General features: G+C 72.7%; 10 protein-coding genes and 1 pseudogene. 9 read left to right on the plus strand and 2 right to left on the minus strand.

Annotated features, from left to right (window positions below):
- The 5 genes and pseudogenes from ACZ6IM_RS04830 to ACZ6IM_RS04850 form a co-directional block, all read left to right on the plus strand.
- Window positions 1-436 (plus strand): annotated as a pseudogene (locus ACZ6IM_RS04830) (alpha-1,4-glucan--maltose-1-phosphate maltosyltransferase); the annotation flags it as partial.
- Window positions 433-2,151, plus strand: coding sequence for a maltose alpha-D-glucosyltransferase (gene treS, locus ACZ6IM_RS04835; RefSeq protein ID WP_469554272.1), 1,719 nt, complete (start codon window positions 433-435; stop codon window positions 2,149-2,151). The pseudogene ACZ6IM_RS04830 and the gene treS, both read left to right, overlap by 4 nt.
- A 28-nt stretch (window positions 2,152-2,179) precedes the next feature.
- Entirely contained in the window at window positions 2,180-3,541 is a 1,362-nt protein-coding gene (locus ACZ6IM_RS04840; protein ID WP_052837338.1) for a maltokinase N-terminal cap-like domain-containing protein, read from the plus strand.
- 3 nt (window positions 3,542-3,544) lie between these two features.
- Window positions 3,545-5,770 carry a 1,4-alpha-glucan branching enzyme gene (gene glgB, locus ACZ6IM_RS04845; protein ID WP_469554275.1) on the plus strand — a complete coding sequence of 742 codons (2,226 nt, stop codon included), beginning with the start codon at window positions 3,545-3,547 and terminating at the stop codon, window positions 5,768-5,770.
- A gap of 72 nt (window positions 5,771-5,842) precedes the next feature.
- Window positions 5,843-6,934: a glutamate--cysteine ligase gene (locus tag ACZ6IM_RS04850; RefSeq protein WP_469554277.1), complete on the plus strand. Its 1,092-nt coding sequence runs from the start codon at window positions 5,843-5,845 to the stop codon at window positions 6,932-6,934.
- Window positions 6,935-6,938: 4 nt separating this feature from the next.
- Here ACZ6IM_RS04850 and ACZ6IM_RS04855 read toward each other — a convergent pair whose 3' ends face one another.
- Window positions 6,939-7,175: a DUF6480 family protein gene (locus ACZ6IM_RS04855; RefSeq protein WP_052837336.1), complete on the minus strand. Its 237-nt coding sequence runs from the start codon at window positions 7,173-7,175 to the stop codon at window positions 6,939-6,941.
- Window positions 7,176-7,328: 153 nt separating this feature from the next.
- On the opposite strand from ACZ6IM_RS04855, the gene ACZ6IM_RS04860 reads away from it, so the two are divergent.
- On the plus strand, window positions 7,329-9,239 hold the full coding sequence (locus tag ACZ6IM_RS04860; protein WP_469554279.1) for an AMP-dependent synthetase/ligase: 1,911 nt from the start codon (window positions 7,329-7,331) through the stop codon (window positions 9,237-9,239).
- Window positions 9,240-9,373: 134 nt separating this feature from the next.
- Complete coding sequence (locus tag ACZ6IM_RS04865) at window positions 9,374-9,808, plus strand: ATP-binding protein (protein WP_052837334.1); 435 nt, start codon at window positions 9,374-9,376, stop codon at window positions 9,806-9,808.
- A gap of 10 nt (window positions 9,809-9,818) precedes the next feature.
- On the opposite strand, the gene ACZ6IM_RS04870 is transcribed toward ACZ6IM_RS04865, so the two are convergent.
- The gene (locus ACZ6IM_RS04870; RefSeq protein ID WP_052837333.1) at window positions 9,819-10,286 is read right to left on the minus strand and encodes an ATP-binding protein; all 468 of its coding nucleotides are present in this window, start codon (window positions 10,284-10,286) and stop codon (window positions 9,819-9,821) included.
- A 438-nt stretch (window positions 10,287-10,724) separates the two neighbouring features.
- Here ACZ6IM_RS04870 and ACZ6IM_RS04875 point away from each other — a divergent pair, with 438 nt between their 5' ends.
- Window positions 10,725-14,720 (plus strand): HAMP domain-containing protein, encoded by a 3,996-nt coding sequence (locus tag ACZ6IM_RS04875; protein ID WP_469554281.1) that lies wholly within the window; start codon window positions 10,725-10,727, stop codon window positions 14,718-14,720.
- Window positions 14,717-17,173 carry a SpoIIE family protein phosphatase gene (locus ACZ6IM_RS04880; RefSeq protein ID WP_052837332.1) on the plus strand — a complete coding sequence of 819 codons (2,457 nt, stop codon included), beginning with the start codon at window positions 14,717-14,719 and terminating at the stop codon, window positions 17,171-17,173. Before ACZ6IM_RS04875 ends, ACZ6IM_RS04880 begins: the two co-directional genes overlap by 4 nt.
- Window positions 17,174-17,221: the final 48 nt, after the last annotated feature.

Here is a 17,221-nt window from a genome sequence, read left to right on the forward strand (position 1 = left end):
GAAATACCAGCTCAAACCCCGCGACTGGGCCCGCGCCGAACGCGAGGGCACCACCATCGCCCCCCTCATCACCCGCCTCAACACCATCCGGCGCGCCCACCCCGCACTGCACCGGCTGCGGAACCTCCACTTCCACCACGCCGACAACGACGCGCTCATCGCGTACAGCAAGCGCGAAGGGCCGGACGTCGTCCTGGTGGTCGCCAACCTCGATCCGCACCGCACCCAGGAGGCCACGATCTCGCTCGACATGCCGCAGCTCGGCCTGGACTGGCACGAGTGCGTGCCGGTCCACGACGAACTCACGGACGAGACCTACCACTGGGGCCGCACGAACTACGTGCGGCTGGAGCCCGGCCGGGCCCCCGCTCACGTCTTCCACCTCCGCCGGCCCTCCGCCGCCGTGCCCCGGAACGAAGGGTCCGCAGCCTCATGACCGTGAACGAGCCCGTGCCGGACAAGTTCGAGGACACCCCCGCCAAGGACCGCGATCCCGACTGGTTCAAGCGTGCCGTCTTCTACGAGGTCCTGGTCCGCTCCTTCCAGGACAGCAACGGCGACGGCGTCGGCGATCTCAAGGGCCTCACCGCCAAGCTGGACTACCTGCAATGGCTGGGCGTGGACTGCCTGTGGCTCCCGCCCTTCTTCAAGTCACCGCTGCGCGACGGCGGCTACGACGTCTCCGACTACACCGCCGTCCTGCCCGAGTTCGGCGACCTCGCCGACTTCGTCGAGTTCATCGACGCCGCCCACCAGCGCGGCATGCGCGTGATCATCGACTTCGTCATGAACCACACCAGCGACCAGCACCCGTGGTTCCAGGAGTCCCGCAAGAACCCCGACGGCCCCTACGGCGACTACTACGTCTGGGCCGACGACGACACCCGGTACGCCGACGCCCGCATCATCTTCGTCGACACCGAGGCGTCCAACTGGACCTACGACCCGGTCCGCGGCCAGTACTACTGGCACCGCTTCTTCTCCCACCAGCCGGACCTCAACTACGAGAACCCGGCCGTGCAGGAGGAGATGCTGGCCGCCCTCAAGTTCTGGCTGGACCTCGGGGTCGACGGCTACCGTCTCGACGCCGTGCCCTACCTGTACGCCGAGGAGGGCACCAACTGCGAGAACCTGCCCGCCAGCCACGCGTTCCTCAAGCGGGTGCGCCGCGAGATCGACGCGCACTACCCGGACACCGTGCTGCTGGCCGAGGCCAACCAGTGGCCGGAGGACGTCGTCGACTACTTCGGCGACTACGCCACCGGCGGCGACGAGTGCCACATGGCCTTCCACTTCCCGGTCATGCCCCGCATCTTCATGGCCGTGCGCCGCGAGTCCCGCTATCCGGTCTCGGAAATCCTCGCCAAGACCCCGGCGATCCCGTCCGGCTGCCAGTGGGGCATCTTCCTGCGCAACCACGACGAGCTGACCCTGGAGATGGTCACCGACGAGGAACGCGACTACATGTACGCGGAGTACGCCAAGGACCCGCGCATGCGCGCCAACATCGGCATCCGCCGCCGGCTCGCCACCCTGCTGGACAACGACCGCGACCAGATCGAGCTGTTCACCGCCCTGCTGCTCGCCCTCCCGGGCTCGCCGATCCTCTACTACGGCGACGAGATCGGCATGGGCGACAACATCTGGCTCGGCGACCGCGACGCGGTGCGCACCCCCATGCAGTGGACGCCCGACCGCAACGCCGGCTTCTCGACCTGCGACCCGGGCCGTCTCTACCTGCCCACGATCATGGACCCGGTCTACGGCTACCAGGTGACCAACGTCGAGGCGTCCATGGCCTCGCCGTCGTCCCTGCTGCACTGGACCCGCCGCATGATCGAGATCCGCAAGCAGAACCCGGCCTTCGGCCTGGGCACCTACACCGAGCTGCCCTCCTCCAACCCCGCGGTGCTGGCCTTCCTGCGCGAGTACGAGGACGACCTGGTGCTGTGCGTGAACAACTTCGCGCGGTTCGCCCAGCCCACCGAGCTGGACCTGCGCGAGTTCGCCGGACGGCATCCGGTCGAACTGTTCGGCGGGGTCCGCTTCCCCGCCATCGGCGACCTGCCGTACCTGCTGACCCTCGGGGGCCACGGCTTCTACTGGTTCCGGCTCACCCGAGTCGCATCCCGCATCGGCCGCCGCGCTTGAGCGTGGGCCGAGGAAAGGACGCGTCACCATGCCGAAGACCGCACCCCTGCGCACGAGACGCGGGCAGCTCGCCGAGCCGATGGCGTCGCTCGGCGAGTTGCTGCGCCAGTGGCTGCCGCGCCAGCGCTGGTTCGCGGGCAAGGACCGGCCCGTGGCCGAGCTGGGTCTGCTGTCGATGACCGAGCTGTTCCCGGGCTGTCTGCACCTCCTGGTGCACACCGGGCAGGGCTCCGTGCCCTTCCCGGGCGGCACTCCCCCGGCCGGGGACTGCTACCAGCTGCTGCTCGGCGTGCGCGAGCAGCCGTCCCCGCGGCTGGGCCGGGCCATCATCGGGCAGGTGCAGGACGGGCCGCTGGCGGGACGGACGGTCTACGACGCGCTGCACGACCCCCGGACCGCCCAGCTGCTCCTCGAACGGCTCCGGCACCCGGGCAAGGCCGGCCCCCTGCGTTTCGAGGCCGACCCCGCGCGGCCGGTGCCCGGCGGTCTCGCGCCGCGGCTGCTGGACGCCGAGCAGTCCAACTCCTCGCTGGTCTACGGCGACGAGTTCATCCTGAAGCTCTTCCGGCGCGTCCAGCCCGGCGTCAACCCGGACCTGGAGGTGCCCGACGCGCTCGCCCGCCAGGGCTGCGGACGGGTGCCCGCGCCGGTGGCGTGGATGCGCACGACCTATCCGTACCAGGCGACGCTGGGCGTGCTCCAGCCCTTCCTGCACGGCGCCTCCGACGGCTGGACCCTCTCCTTGAACGCGCTCGCCGGCGGGGACGAGTTCACCGTGCAGGCCCACGAGCTGGGGCAGGCGATGGGCGACGTGCACCTCGCCCTGGCCTCCGCCTTCCCGGTCGGCGCACCCGGCGAGAACGGCCGTACGGCGGCGGCGATGACCGAGCGGCTGACCGCGGCGGCACACTGCGTACCGGCGCTGCAGCCGTTCGTCCCGGGCCTGCGGACGGCGTTCGCGGCCCTGTCGACCTGCGACTCGGGGCCGCCCGCCCAGCGCATCCACGGCGACCTCCACCTGGGTCAGGTGCTGCGGGCCGGCCGGGACTGGTTCGTCATCGACTTCGAGGGCGAACCCTCCCGCCCGCTGGCCGAGCGGCGCAGCGCCCACTCCCCCGTGCGGGACATCGCGGGCATGCTGCGTTCCTTCGACTACGCCGCCCGGCAGCGCCGCCCGTGGCGCCCGGAGTGGGCGCGCCGCTGCCGTGAGGCGTTCTGCGCGGGCTACGCCGCTCGCGCCGGATGGGACCCCCGCAAGAAGCACGGCCTGCTGCGCGCCTACGAGACGGACCGCGCCGTGTATGAGGTGCTGTACGAGGCCCGGCACCGCCCCGACTGGCTTCCCGTACCCATGGCGGCGATCGAACGACTCGCCGTGAGAGGAGACTGACCCGTGGCCCTCCGCGACACCTCGATCCCCGAGCCCTCCGGTCCCACCGCGCACGCACCCGGTGCGTGCGCGACCGCGCCGCCCCTGGACCCCCACGACCGGGGGCGCCTGCTGGCGGGCGCCCACCACGACCCGCACGCCCTGCTGGGCGCCCACCCGGTGCCCGGCGGCGTCGCCTTCCGGGCACTGCGCCCCTTCGCCCGCGAGGTGAGCGTGGTCGTGGACGGCGAGCGCCACGCGCTCGTCTCGGAGGAGGACGGCCTGTTCTCCGGCGTGCTGCCGCTGGCCGAGATCCCGGCGTACACCCTTGTGGTGGTGTACGAGGACGGCGAAGCGCGGGAGACGCACGATCCGTACCGCTTCCTGCCCGCGCTCGGCGAGCTGGACCTGCACCTGATCGGCGAGGGACGGCACGAGCAGCTGTGGCAGGCCCTCGGCGCGGAGCCGATGACGCACGAGGGGGTCGCCGGCACCCGGTTCACCGTGTGGGCGCCGAACGCCCAGGGCGTGCGGGTCGCCACCGACTTCACCCACTGGGACGGCACGGCCTTCCCCATGCGTTCGCTGGGCTCGTCCGGGGTGTGGGAGCTGTTCCTGCCGGGCGTCGGGGAGGGCACCCGGTACAAGTTCGAGATCCACTCCCGCTACGGGCACCGGTTCCTCAAGGCCGACCCGATGGCTCGCGCGGCCGAGGAGCCGCCGAACACCGCGTCCGTGGTGACCGCCTCGCACTACCAGTGGGGCGACGCCCAGTGGATGCGGACCCGTGCCGACCGGCCCGTGCACGAGGCGCCGTTCTCGGTGTACGAGGTGCACCTGGCGTCCTGGCGGCCCGGTCTGACCTACCGCGAGCTGGCCGAGGAGCTGCCCGCGTACGTGAAGGACCTGGGCTTCACCCACGTCGAGCTGATGCCGGTCGCCGAACACCCCTACGGGCCGTCCTGGGGCTACCAGGTCACCGGGTTCTACGCGCCGACCGCGCGCCTGGGCTCCCCCGACGACTTCCGGTACCTGGTCGACGCGCTGCACCGGGCCGGGATCGGCGTGATCATGGACTGGGTGCCGGCGCACTTCCCGAAGGACGACTGGGCGCTCGGCCGCTTCGACGGCGACCCGCTGTACGAGCCCGGGGACTCCCGGCGCGCGGAGCACCCGGACTGGGGCACGTACACCTTCGACTTCGCGCGGACCGAGGTGCGCAACTTCCTGGTGGCCAACGCCGTGTACTGGTGCGAGGAGTTCCACATCGACGGGCTGCGCGTGGACGCGGTGGCCTCGATGCTGTACCTGGACTACTCGCGCGACTCCGGCCAGTGGGAGCCCAACCAGTACGGCGGCCGGGAGGACCTGGCGGCCATGGCCTTCCTCCAGGAGATGAACGCGACCGTCTACCGGCGCTGCCCCGGCGTGGTCACCATCGCCGAGGAGTCGACCGCGTGGGGCGGGGTGACCCGGCCGACCGACACCGGCGGGCTCGGCTTCGGCCTGAAGTGGAACATGGGCTGGATGCACGACTCTCTGGAGTACGTCGCCCACGAGCCGGTGCACCGCAAGTACCACCACCACGAGATGACGTTCTCGATGGTGTACGCGTACAGCGAGAACTACGTGCTGCCGATCTCCCACGACGAGGTGGTGCACGGCAAGCAGGCGCTGGTGTCGAAGATGCCCGGCGACTGGTGGCAGCGACGCGCGAACGTGCGTGCCTACCTGGGCTTCATGTGGGCCCACCCCGGCAAGCAGCTGCTGTTCATGGGCCAGGAGTTCGCGCAGGGCGCCGAGTGGTCGGAGAAGCAGGGGCCGGAGTGGTGGCTCCTCGACGAGGGGTACCACTCGGCGGCCGACCACCGCGGTGTCCAGGACCTGGTCCGCGAGCTCAACACCCGCTACGCGCGCACGCCCGCCCTGTGGCAGCGCGACACCGACCCGGCCGGCTTCCGCTGGGTGTCGGTGGACGCGGCCGAGGACAACGTCTTCGCGTTCCTGCGGTACGGCGCGGACGGCACTCCGCTGCTGGCGGTGTCGAACTTCTCGCCGGTCGTGCGGCACGCCTACGGGCTCGCCGTCGGCGACGAGGCCGTCGCCTGGCAGGAGGTGCTCAACACCGACGCCGAGGCCTACGGCGGCAGCGGCGTGGCCAACCCGGACCCGGTGAAGCCGGAGGACGGGAGCATCCGGATCACGCTGCCTCCGCTGGCGACGGTGTGGCTGGTGCCGTACGCCCTGTGAGCCGGCCAGGTGTCCGACCGGCTGTCCGGGGCAGTCGTTCGGTGGCAGCGGCCCACAGAAAGGCGGCACCACGTGCGCACCGTCGGAGTGGAGGAGGAGCTCCTCCTGGTCGATCCCGCGACCGGTGAGCCGCGGGCGCTGTCCGCCGCCGTGCTCGCCCGGGCCTCGCAGCACGACGTGGGGCAGGAGGTCTTCGAGAAGGAGTTGCACGAGCAGATGCTCGAGTTCGCCACGCATCCGCAGGCGGACATGGAGCGGCTGCACGCGGAGATCGTCCGCTGCCGTGCGCAGGCCGGCCGGCACGCCGGTGGGATCGGCTGCGCCGTGGCCGCGCTCGCCACCTCACCGCTGCCGGTGGCACCCTCCGTCGGCGTGAACCGCCGCTACGAGTGGATGGCCGAGCAGTACGGCGTCGTGGTCCAGGAGCAGCTGGTCCTCGGCTGCCACGTGCACGTCTCGGTCGACTCCGACGAGGAGGGCGTCGCGGTGATCGACCGGGTGCGGCCCTGGCTGCCGGTGCTGGCGGCGCTGAGCGCGAACTCCCCGTTCTGGCAGGGCCGGGACTCCTGTTACAGCAGCTACCGCAGCCGGGTCTGGCAGCGCTGGCCGTCGGCCGGCCCCACGGAGCTGTTCGGCTCGGCGGAGGGCTACCACCGCCGGGTCTCGGACATGCTCGCCACCGGGACGATCCTCGACGACGGCATGGTCTACTTCGACGTACGGCTCTCCCCCAGGTACCCGACGGTCGAGTTCCGGGTCGCGGACGTCTGTCTGGACGCCTCGACGGCCGTGGTCCTGGCCGCGCTCGCCCGCGCGCTGGTCGACACGGCCGCCCAGGAGTGGCGCCGGGGCGCGGAGCCGGCCGAGGACAGTGTGAGCCTGCTCCGCCTCGCGGCCTGGCGGGCCGCCCGGTCCGGGCTGACGGAGGAGCTGCTGCACCCGGCGACGATGCGGCGGATGCCGGCCGAGACGGTCGTGCGGGCCCTGCTGGAGCATGCCGAGGAGGCCCTCGCCGCTGCGGGCGACCTGGAGCGGGTGCGCGAGGGTGTGGACGCGCTGCTGCGGCACGGCAACGGCGCCCGCGTGCAGCGCGAGCTGCTGGAGCGCACGGGCAGCCTGCGGCAGGTCGTCGCCGCGTGCGTGCGCCGCACCCAGGCGGCGTGAGGCATCAGTAGATGAGGGCCAGGGCGTAGCCCAGCAGGCCCACCGCGAAGATCAGCACGACCGCGAGGATCAGGGCCATCGGCCCCTTGCTCCAGCCCTTGGCCGGATTGCTGAGCAGGTCCTGGGGGCCTGCCTCGGGCATGCTGCTCTCCGCCGGCGGGGTCTCCCCGGGCGGCACGCCGCCGCCCGGCTCCAGTCCGGTGCTGATTCGGGGTTCGGGGTCGGGATTCACGTACGTCATGTCCTCCCGGGTCCCCCGATCCGGCCGGATCACCGGGTGGGAACACTTCTGCGTTCCCGGCCCCCGCCGCCTGCGGCTGAGCTAGCCTCCGAGCACCGTCGACCACGGTGTTCGTCGGCGGCGTCACCGTCCGTACACGTCAGGAGCCGGCGCATGCGCGAGACCGCACTCGCTCCCCGGACCGTCCCGCCGCTGACCGGCGGTCTGGCCGACAGCCTCTTCGAGACGGCCGCCCGCACACCGACCCTGCCGATGCTCGCCAGGCGCCGCGGCCCCGGCTCGGCGGTCTGGGACGAGGTGACGGCCGTGGAGTTCCGCGACGAGGTGGTCGACCTGGCGAAGGGCCTGATCGCGAGCGGGATCTCGCCGGGCGACCGGGTGGCGGTCCTGGCCCGCACCCGGTACGAGTGGACGGTCTTCAGCTACGCCCTGTGGACGGTGGGCGCCGAGGTCGTGCCGATCTATCCGACCTCCTCGCGCGACCAGGTCGAGTGGATCCTGCGGGACGCCGGCTGCGTGGGTGTGCTGGTCGAGGACGAGCAGAGCGTGATGACCGTCGGTTCGGTGTGCGCGTCGCTGCCGGCGCTGCGGCACGTCTGGCAGGTGGACGCGGGCGCGCTGGACGCACTGGTGGCGCGCGGCGCGTTCCTCCCGTTCGCCACGGTCGACTCCATGCGCCGCATCGTGCTGCCGGACTCCACCGCGGTGGTGGCCTACACCTCCGGCACCTCCGGCCGTGCCCTGGGCTGCGCGCTGAGCCACCGCGGTCTGGCCGCCCCGTGCGACACGCTGCTCGCGGGCTGGGGCCACACGGTGGCGCCGCCGGGAGAACAGGGCGCGGTCCTCGCCTACCTCCCCTTCTCGCACGTGTACGGGCTGATGATCCAGACCCTGTGCGTCCGGGGCGGGCTGCTGATGGCGCACGAGCCCGTGATGACCGCGGAGGCGCTCTCCAACGCCCTGCGTTCCTTCCGGCCGACGTATCTGTACGCCGTCCCGTCGGTCCTGGAGAAGATCTACAAGAACTTCCTGCGCACGGCCCAGCAGGCGGGGCGCGGTGCCCTGTTCGAGCGGGCCGCGGACACGGCGCGCGACTTCGCCGCGGCGCTGGAGCGCCGGCGCCTCGGCCGGGGCGCCGGGCCCGGCTTCGACCTGCGCCTCCAGCACGCCCTGTACGAGCGGACGGTGTACCGGCGGCTGCGCACGGCGCTGGGCGGCCGGGTGAACCGGGCGACGTCCGGCGGTTCGCCGCTCAGCCGCGAACTTGCCCTCTTCTACGAGGGCATCGGCGTCTACGTGCACGACGGCTACGGTCTGACGGAGACCAGCGGCGGACTGACGATGCAGCCTTTGGGCCGGGAGAAGTCGGGCACCGTCGGGCAGCCGCTGCCCGGCATGGAGATCCGGGTGGCCGACGACGGGGAGATCCTGGTGCGCGGGCCGTCGCTGTTCCAGGGGTACGTCGGCGACGAGGCCGCCACCCGCGAGGTGCTGCGCGGCGGCTGGCTGGCCACCGGCGACCTCGGGCACCTGGACGACGAGAACTACCTGGCGATCACCGGCCGCAAGAAGGACGTCATCATCACCAGCGGCGGCAAGAGCGTGGCCCCGGCGGCTCTGGAGCAGCGGCTGCGGATGCACCCGCTGGTCCACCAGGCGGTGCTGGTCGGCGACAACCGGCCCTGCGTCGGGGCGCTGATCACGCTCGATCCGGAGTTCCTGACGCACTGGCGGGCATCCCTGGCCCTGCCGGGCGACGCCCCGGCCCGGGAGGCACGGGAGGAGAACGCGCTGCGGGAGGAGATCGCGCGGGCCGTGGCGGCGGCCAACAGCGCGGTGTCGCGCTCGGAGTCCATCAGGGTCTTCCGGGTCCTGCCCGCCCCCTTCGACGTGGCGGGCGGACTGCTCACCCCGTCGATGAAGCTCCGCCGCGACGAGATCGTACGGACCTACGCGCTGGAGATCGACGCGATGTACGCGGCGCGCTCGCACCGCCAAACCGCGCAGCCCCCGCTGGAGGAGCCGACCGGCTGGGAGGACGCGGACAACGTGTTCCTGCGCTGACAGCCGGGGTCCGCGTCCCGGCGCCGGACCGGCACACCGGCGCGACTAGGTTGAGCCGGCACGGGAACTTACCAACGGAAGGGATCCGCAGGAGAAGGGACGATGCCCGGCCGGTGCCGGGCCGGGAAGGCGCAATGGCAGCCGAGTCGCGTTGGGACAGGACACTGGCTTCCGAGGAGATCACGAATCGCACCGCCAGCTTCACCGGGGAGCTGCACAACGTGACCGGTGCGCGGCTGGTCGCGGAGGAATTCCTCTACGACGTCGCCCGGGCGGCGCCGCCCGCGGCACCCGAGCACTGGGACGACATCCTCCTCGTCGTCACGGAGCTGGCGGCCAACGCCGTGCAGTACGCCCCGGGGCCGTTCCAGTTGCGGCTGCGCCGTACGTTCGACGGTGTGCACGTGGTGATGCACGACACCAGCACGACGGAGCCCGCACCGCGCCCCTTCCATCCGAGCAAGGGCGGCGGCGGCATCGGCTGGCATCTGATCCACACCCTGTCCGACCAGGTGAGCGTCGTCACCGGGGAGCAGGGCAAGGACATCCACGTGTTCCTGCCCTGGTGACCGGCGCGGATCAGGGGCGCGCGACGCGCAGGGGCACCAGGGCGCTGATCGTCTTGCCGCCCCCCGGGCGCGGCTCGACGGCGATGTCCCGGGCGAGGCGGGCGACGAGCGGCCAGCCGTAACCGCCGCCGGGGTGGGTGATGGGAAACGCGTACGCGGCCCGGGGCACCGCCGCGCTGTTGTCGTGGACGGCGATCCACAGCCCCTGTGCGGTGGGCCGGACCTCGAAGCCGGCCAGTCCCTCGCCGTGCCGGATCGCGTTGGTCACCAGCTCCGAGACCACGAGCAGCAGGTCGACGACGTCCTCCTCGCGCACCTCCCGCCCGGGGCCGCCCCAGACCGTCCGCGCCACCGACTCGGCGTACGCCCGTGCGGCCGCCGCGCCGCCCCGGGCGCCCGGCGCGGGTCCGGCGGCCGGCGCGAGCGGGGCCGGTGCCGTGGTGACGGCGGGCGTGCTGGTCCGGTCGGCTCGTTCCATGTCAGTACTGTCCCCGTCCTGCGCGATTCGTCGTCCGGTCCGGTCGGGCCGCGGGGCTCCCCCGCGGCGACCACCGGGCCGGGCGGACGCGACGGGCCGGACCGGCTCCACCGCACCGCTTACCCGCCCCTTGCCGCCGCATTCGGCCCGGCGGGTCCTCCGGCGGCAGCGGGACGCCGGCAGGGCGCGCCGCCGGCAGGGCGCGCCGCCGGTGCCGTTCCGTCCGGCTCGACCCGTCCGTGGGTACGCGTTCGGCCGGGTGACACATCGCTTTGTCGGTGCCGGGGACCTGGGTTAGCCTCTGGCGTATTTTTCTCCCGGGGGCCGAGTCCGTGAACTGCGCGAACGCGGGCACGGGAGGCCGGGCCGCACGAACGGTCCGGGCAGGGGGTGGTGGGTCCTCGCCGAGGACCCCCGGGGAGCGGAACGAGGGTGCGCATGACCAGCGACAGCACGGGATCCGTGGACACGGCTCCGGGCGATCAGGAGTTGCGCCGTCTCCTGGCGGGCCTGACGGCCGTGCGGGACGGCGACTTCGGGACCCGCCTGCCGGACGACGCGGACGGGCTGATGGGCGACATCGCCAAGGTCTTCAACGGCATGGTGGACCAGTTGTCCGTGTTCACCTCCGAGGTGACGCGGGTCTCCCGCGAGGTCGGCACGGAGGGCGCCCTCGGCGGGCAGGCGCGGGTGCCGGGGGTCTCGGGCACCTGGGCCGACCTGACGGACTCGGTGAACGCCATGGCGGGCAACCTCACCACCCAGGTCCGGGACATCGCCCAGGTGGCGACGGCGGTCGCCAGGGGGGACCTCTCCCAGAAGATCGACGTGGACGCCCGCGGCGAGATCCTGGAGCTGAAGAACACCATCAACACGATGGTCGACCAGCTCTCCGCCTTCGCCGACGAGGTCACCCGGGTGGCCCGCGAGGTCGGCACCGACGGCCGGCTCGGCGGCCAGGCCGACGTCCAGGGCGTCAAGGGCACCTGGCGCGACCTCACCGACTCGGTGAACTTCATGGCGGGCAACCTGACCAACCAGGTCCGCAATGTCGCCCAGGTGGCCACCGCCGTGGCCAAGGGCGACCTGTCCCAGAAGATCACCGTGGACGCCCGCGGCGAGATCCTGGAGCTGAAGAACACCATCAACACGATGGTCGACCAGCTCTCCGCCTTCGCCGACGAGGTCACCCGGGTGGCCCGCGAGGTCGGCACGGCCGGGAACCTGGGCGGGCAGGCCCGGGTGCGCGGGGTGTCGGGCACCTGGAAGGACCTGACCGACAACGTCAACGTGATGGCGTCGAACCTGACCGGTCAGGTGCGCTCCATCGCCCAGGTGGCCACCGCGGTGGCCCGCGGCGACCTGTCGCAGCGGATCACCGTCGACGCCGAGGGCGAGGTCGCGGCGCTGGCCGACGTGATCAACACCATGGTCGACACGCTGTCGGCGTTCGCCGACGAGGTCACCCGCGTCGCCCGCGAGGTCGGCACCGACGGGCGCCTGGGCGGCCAGGCGCACGTGCCGAACGTCGCCGGCACCTGGAAAGACCTCACCGACAACGTCAACTCGATGGCCAACAACCTCACCAACCAGGTGCGCAACATCGCCCTGGTGACGACCGCAGTGGCCCGGGGCGACCTGTCGAAGAAGATCGACGTCGACGCCCGCGGCGAGATCCTCGAACTCAAGACGACGATCAACACGATGGTCGACCAGCTCTCCGCCTTCGCCGACGAGGTCACCCGGGTGGCCCGCGAGGTCGGCACCGAGGGCCGGCTCGGCGGCCAGGCCGAGGTGGAGGGCGTCTCCGGCACCTGGAAGCGCCTCACGGAGAACGTCAACGAGCTGGCGGGCAACCTCACCCGCCAGGTCCGCGCGATCGCCGAGGTCACCTCCGCCGTCGCCGAGGGCGACCTGACCCGCTCGGTCAACGTGGAGGCGTCCGGAGAGGTCGCCGAGCTCAAGGACAACATCAACGCCATGGTGGAGTCCCTGCGCGAGACCACGCGGGCCAACCAGGAGCAGGACTGGCTCAAGACCAACCTCGCCCGCATCTCCGGTCTGATGCAGGGACACCGGGACCTGCCGGTCGTCGCCGAGCTGATCATGGACGAGCTGGTGCCGCTGGTGTCGGCCCAGTACGGCGCCTTCTACCTGGCCGAGGACGGCGACAGCGGTCCCGAGCTGCGGCTCGTCGGCTCCTACGGCTACCCGGAGGACACCGGCAGACCCACCCGCATCGCCTTCGGCCGCACCCTGGTCGGCCAGGCCGCGCGCAGCCGGCGCACCATCATGGTGAACGAACTGCCGCCGGGCTACCTGACCATCTCCTCCGGGCTCGGCGAGGTGGTGCCGGCCGCGCTGGTGCTGCTGCCCATCGTGGTGGAGGGGCAGGTCCTCGGCGTCATCGAGCTCGCCTCGGTCGCTCCGTTCACCCAGATCCACCAGGACTTCCTGGAACTGCTGATGGAGACCATCGGCGTGAACGTCAACACGATCGTGGCCAACGCCCGTACCGACGAACTGCTCGCCGAGTCGCAGCGGCTGACCGCCGAGCTCCAGGCCCGCTCCGCGGAGCTGCAGTCGCAGCAGGAGGAGCTGCAGCACTCCAACGCCGAGCTGGAGGACAAGGCATCCCTGCTCGCGGCGCAGAACCGGGACATCGAGGCGAAGAACCTGCAGATCGAGCAGGCCCGGCAGGAGCTGGAGGCACGCGCTCAGCAGCTGTCGCTGGCCTCGAAGTACAAGTCGGAGTTCCTGGCCAACATGAGCCACGAGCTGCGCACCCCGCTCAACAGCCTGCTCATCCTGGCCCAGTTGCTGGCGCAGAACCCCTCGCGCAACCTCACCCCCAAGCAGGTCGAGTACGCGGGCATCATCCACTCGGCCGGCTCGGACCTGCTCCAGCTGATCAACGACATCCTGGACCTGTCGAAGGTCGAGGCGGGGAAGATGGACGTGTCCCCCGAGCGGGTGACGCTGCGCCAGCTCATCGAGTACGTCGAGGCCACCTTCCGGCCCATGACGAGCCAGAAGGGCCTGGAGTTCAGGGTCGCGACGGCCGCCGGGGCGCCGGCGGACCTGCTGACCGACGACTCCAGGCTGCGGCAGGTGCTGCGCAACCTGCTGTCCAACGCGGTGAAGTTCACCGAGCGGGGCAGCGTCGAGCTGGCCGTCGAACCGGCACCGGACGACGAGGTGCCCAGGGGAGTGATCCGGGGCGGGGCGGTGGTGGCCTTCCGGGTGAAGGACACGGGCATCGGCATCCCCGAGCAGAACCTGGAGTCGATCTTCGGCGCCTTCCAGCAGGCGGACGGCACGACGAGCCGCAAGTACGGCGGCACCGGGCTCGGCCTGTCCATCACGCGGGAGATCGCGCAGCTCCTCGGCGGCGCCGTCACGGTGGACAGCACGCCCGACCGGGGCAGCACCTTCACGCTGTACCTGCCGGTGGCCCGGCCCGACTTCGAGGACCTGCTGGGCCGGGGCCCCGAGTACATCCCGGCCGACCTGTCCGCAGACGTCCTCGACCGTCCGGCGCCGGTGGCCGAGCTGACCGGCGGCCACCGGCAGCGGCCGCGGCGCCTGCTGGTGGTGGAGGAGCGTCCGCGCGGTCTGCTGACCCTCGTGGCGGAGAGCGTGGTCGCCGATCTGACGCACGGCCGCGACGACGCGGGAGACCGGCCCCCGCTCGACGTCATCACGGCCGTGGGGGCCGAGGAGGCCGCCGGCGCGCTGGCGGCCGAGCCGTGCCACTGCGTCGTGCTGGAGCTGGGCATGCCCGACGACGAGGCGTCCCGCTTCCTGCACGCCCTGCGCGGCGACTCGGCGCTGGCGAGCGTGCCGGTGCTCGTGCACAGCGGTCACCGCGCGGACGCCGCCGTGGAGGAGGAGCTGCGCTCGCGCTCGGCCGGCGGGACCCTGGAGTTCCTGGCCGGCCTCGACGAGCTGCGCGAGCGCATCGCCCTGCACCTGGCCGCCGAGGAACCCGGGGACGTGCTGTCCCTGGTGCGGCCGGAGGAGCCACCGCGTCCGGACCCGCGGGCCGGTCAGGACCCGCCCGCCGGGCGCACCGTCCTCGTGGTCGACGACGACGCGCGCAACCTGTTCGCGCTCAGCGGGATCCTGGAACTGCACGGGTTCCGGGTGCTGCACGCGGAGAACGGCCGCCGGGGCATCGAGACCCTCGTGGACCACCCGGAGGTGGCGCTGGTCCTGATGGACGTGATGATGCCGGAGATGGACGGCTACACGGCGACGGCCGAGATCCGCCGGATGCCGCGGTACGCCGAACTGCCGATCATCGCGGTCACGGCGAAGGCGATGCCCGGCGACCGGGAGAAGAGCCTCGCCTCGGGTGCCAGCGACTACGTCACCAAACCCGTCGACACCCAGGACCTGATCGCCTGCGTCCGCCGGTGGCTGCCCGTATGAGCGGGTCCGAGCAGTCCGGCGAGCCGGGCGGCGTCGCCCGGCGGGAGGAGTCCGAGCCGGTCGGCATGACGCCGCTGTCGCCCGTGGGCAGGCTGGCGGCCACGGTGGACCGGCTCAGCCGCGAGGTGCGGGCCGCCCAGGCGGAGGCCGAGGGGCGGGCGCTGATCGAGCTGGCCAAGGGCATCCTGGTCGCGCGGCTGGGCTGCGGTCCCGCCGAGGCCGCCCGTCAGCTCGCCGAACTGGCCGAGCAGTCCCAGGTGACGCAGCTGGAGTTCGCGGTCGACGTCATCAACCAGGCCGCGCGGGACCGCATGTCGGAGGTGACGGACGCGTTCCTCGCGGCCACCGCCGCCGTGCGCACCGCGGCCCCCGAGGACGACACGTACGACGGGGACGCGGTGGCAGCCGGGGAGGCGGTGGCCGACTCCGCCGCCGTACGCCTGCGGGCGGCCGAGAGCGGCGCACTGGCCGCGGACGACACCCAGGCGGTCGCCGACGCGCTGCTGGAGCAGGCGCTGCGCCCGCTCGGCGCGGTGGCGGTGGCCATCTGGGCGGCCGGGTACGACGGGTCGCTCACCCTGGTGGGCAGCGCCGGGTTCCCCCCGGCGGAGGCGGCCCGCTGGCGGTACGTACCGCCGGACGTGGCGACGGTGGCGCGGCGGGGGCTGACCGAGCGGGCCGGGCAGTGGATCACGTCCCTGGCCGGTACGGGGCTGCCCAGCGTGGGCCGGCACCAGTACCCGGACGGCGGCAGGGTCGCGGTGCCCGCCGGCACCGGGGGGCGCGTCCACGGTGTGCTGGAGATCGCCTGGCCGGCGCCGCTGGCCCCGCAGCCGCCCCAGGTGGTCCGTCAGGTGGAGGCCCTGGCGGAGCTGTGCGCGCACACCCTGGAGTCGTACGCGCCGCCGCACGGCCCCGGGCAGGAGCCGCGGGTCATGCCGGACGCGGTGGAGCTGATGGACCTGGCCGACGGGCTGCACGACCCCGCCCTGGTGCTGGTGCCGCACCTGGACGCGGCGGGGCAGCTGGCGGACTTCCGCATCCAGCACGTCAACAAGCGCTTCATGGATCCGGCCGGACGGCCGCGCGCCGTCGTGGGCGGTGCGCTGCTGCTGGAGGCCTACCCGATGGCCGCCGGGGACAGCGAACTGTTCCGGAACGTGGAGCGCGTGTACGCCACGGGCGAGCCGTTCCGGGCCCGGCACATGAACCTGACCGCCCTGGTGGACCAGGTGCCGCTGTCGGCTGTGGCGGACATCAGCGTGAGCAGGCACGGCAACGCGGTGCTGCTCATCTGGCGCATCGAGGACGAGACGGCCCGGCTGGCCAGCCTCCTCCAGCACGCCCAGCGGCTCGGCCGCATCGGCGGCTTCGAGGAGAACCTGCTGACCGGCGAGATCACCTGGAACGGGCAGCTGTTCGACCTGTACGGGCGCCCGCAGACCAGCACCCCGGTGCCGCTGGAGGAGCTGGCCGCCCACGCCCACCCGGACGACGCCGTCGCCATCGGGCGGTTCCTGCGCACGCTGCTGCACCACCGGCGGCCGGCGTCGGCGGCGTTCCGGCTGCGGCGGCCCGACGGGGTGACCCGGCACGTGCGGGTGGTGGCCGAGCCGGTGCTGGACACCGACGACCGGCTGCTCCTGGTGCGGGGCGCCTGCCAGGACATCTCGGCCCAGCACTGGACGGAGGTGGCGCTCGCCGCGACCCGCGACCAGCTGGCGCACACCGAGCAGCAGGCCGTCGAGCGCGCCCGGCTGACCCTGCAGTTGCAGCACGCCATCATGCCGCCCGCCCAGACCCCGCTGCGGGTGCCGGCCCTCCAGGTGGCCGTCCGCTACCGGCCCGCGGAGACGGAGCAGCTGGTGGGCGGCGACTGGTACGACGCCGTGATGCTGCCCAGCGGGCTGGTGCTGCTGTGCGTGGGGGACGTCGCCGGGCACGGGATAGAGGCGGCCACCAGCATGGTGGTGCTGCGCAACGCGCTGCGCGGTCTCGCGGTGACCGGGGCCGGTCCGGGACAGCTGCTGTCCTGGCTCAACATCGTGGCGCACCATCTGACGGGCGGGGTCACCGCCACGGCGGTCTGCGGCCTGTACGACCCGGCCCGGCGCACGCTGCGCTGGGCCAGGGCGGGCCATCTGCCGCCGGTGCTGGTGCGGGGCCCGGGGGCGGAGCCGCTGCCGCTGGTGCGGGGCATGCTGCTGGGGGCGGCGGCGGAGGCCGCGTACGAGGAGTCCGAGGCCCAGCTGGCCGCCGGGGACACCCTGCTGATGTACACCGACGGTCTGATCGAACGCCGTGACCGCCCGGTGGAGGAGGCGCTGGCCCAGCTGCTGAGCACCGTGCGGCCGACGCCGAGCACGCTGGACCAGCACCTGGACCGGCTGCTCACCTACAGCAGGTCGGACACGGACGACGACACGTGTCTGGTGGGCATCCGGGTGGGGTGACGCACGGCGGCCGCGTCCGGACCCGGACGGCAGGTGTGGAGCCTGGTT

The organism is Streptomyces sp. NPDC042336 (assembly GCF_055581985.1).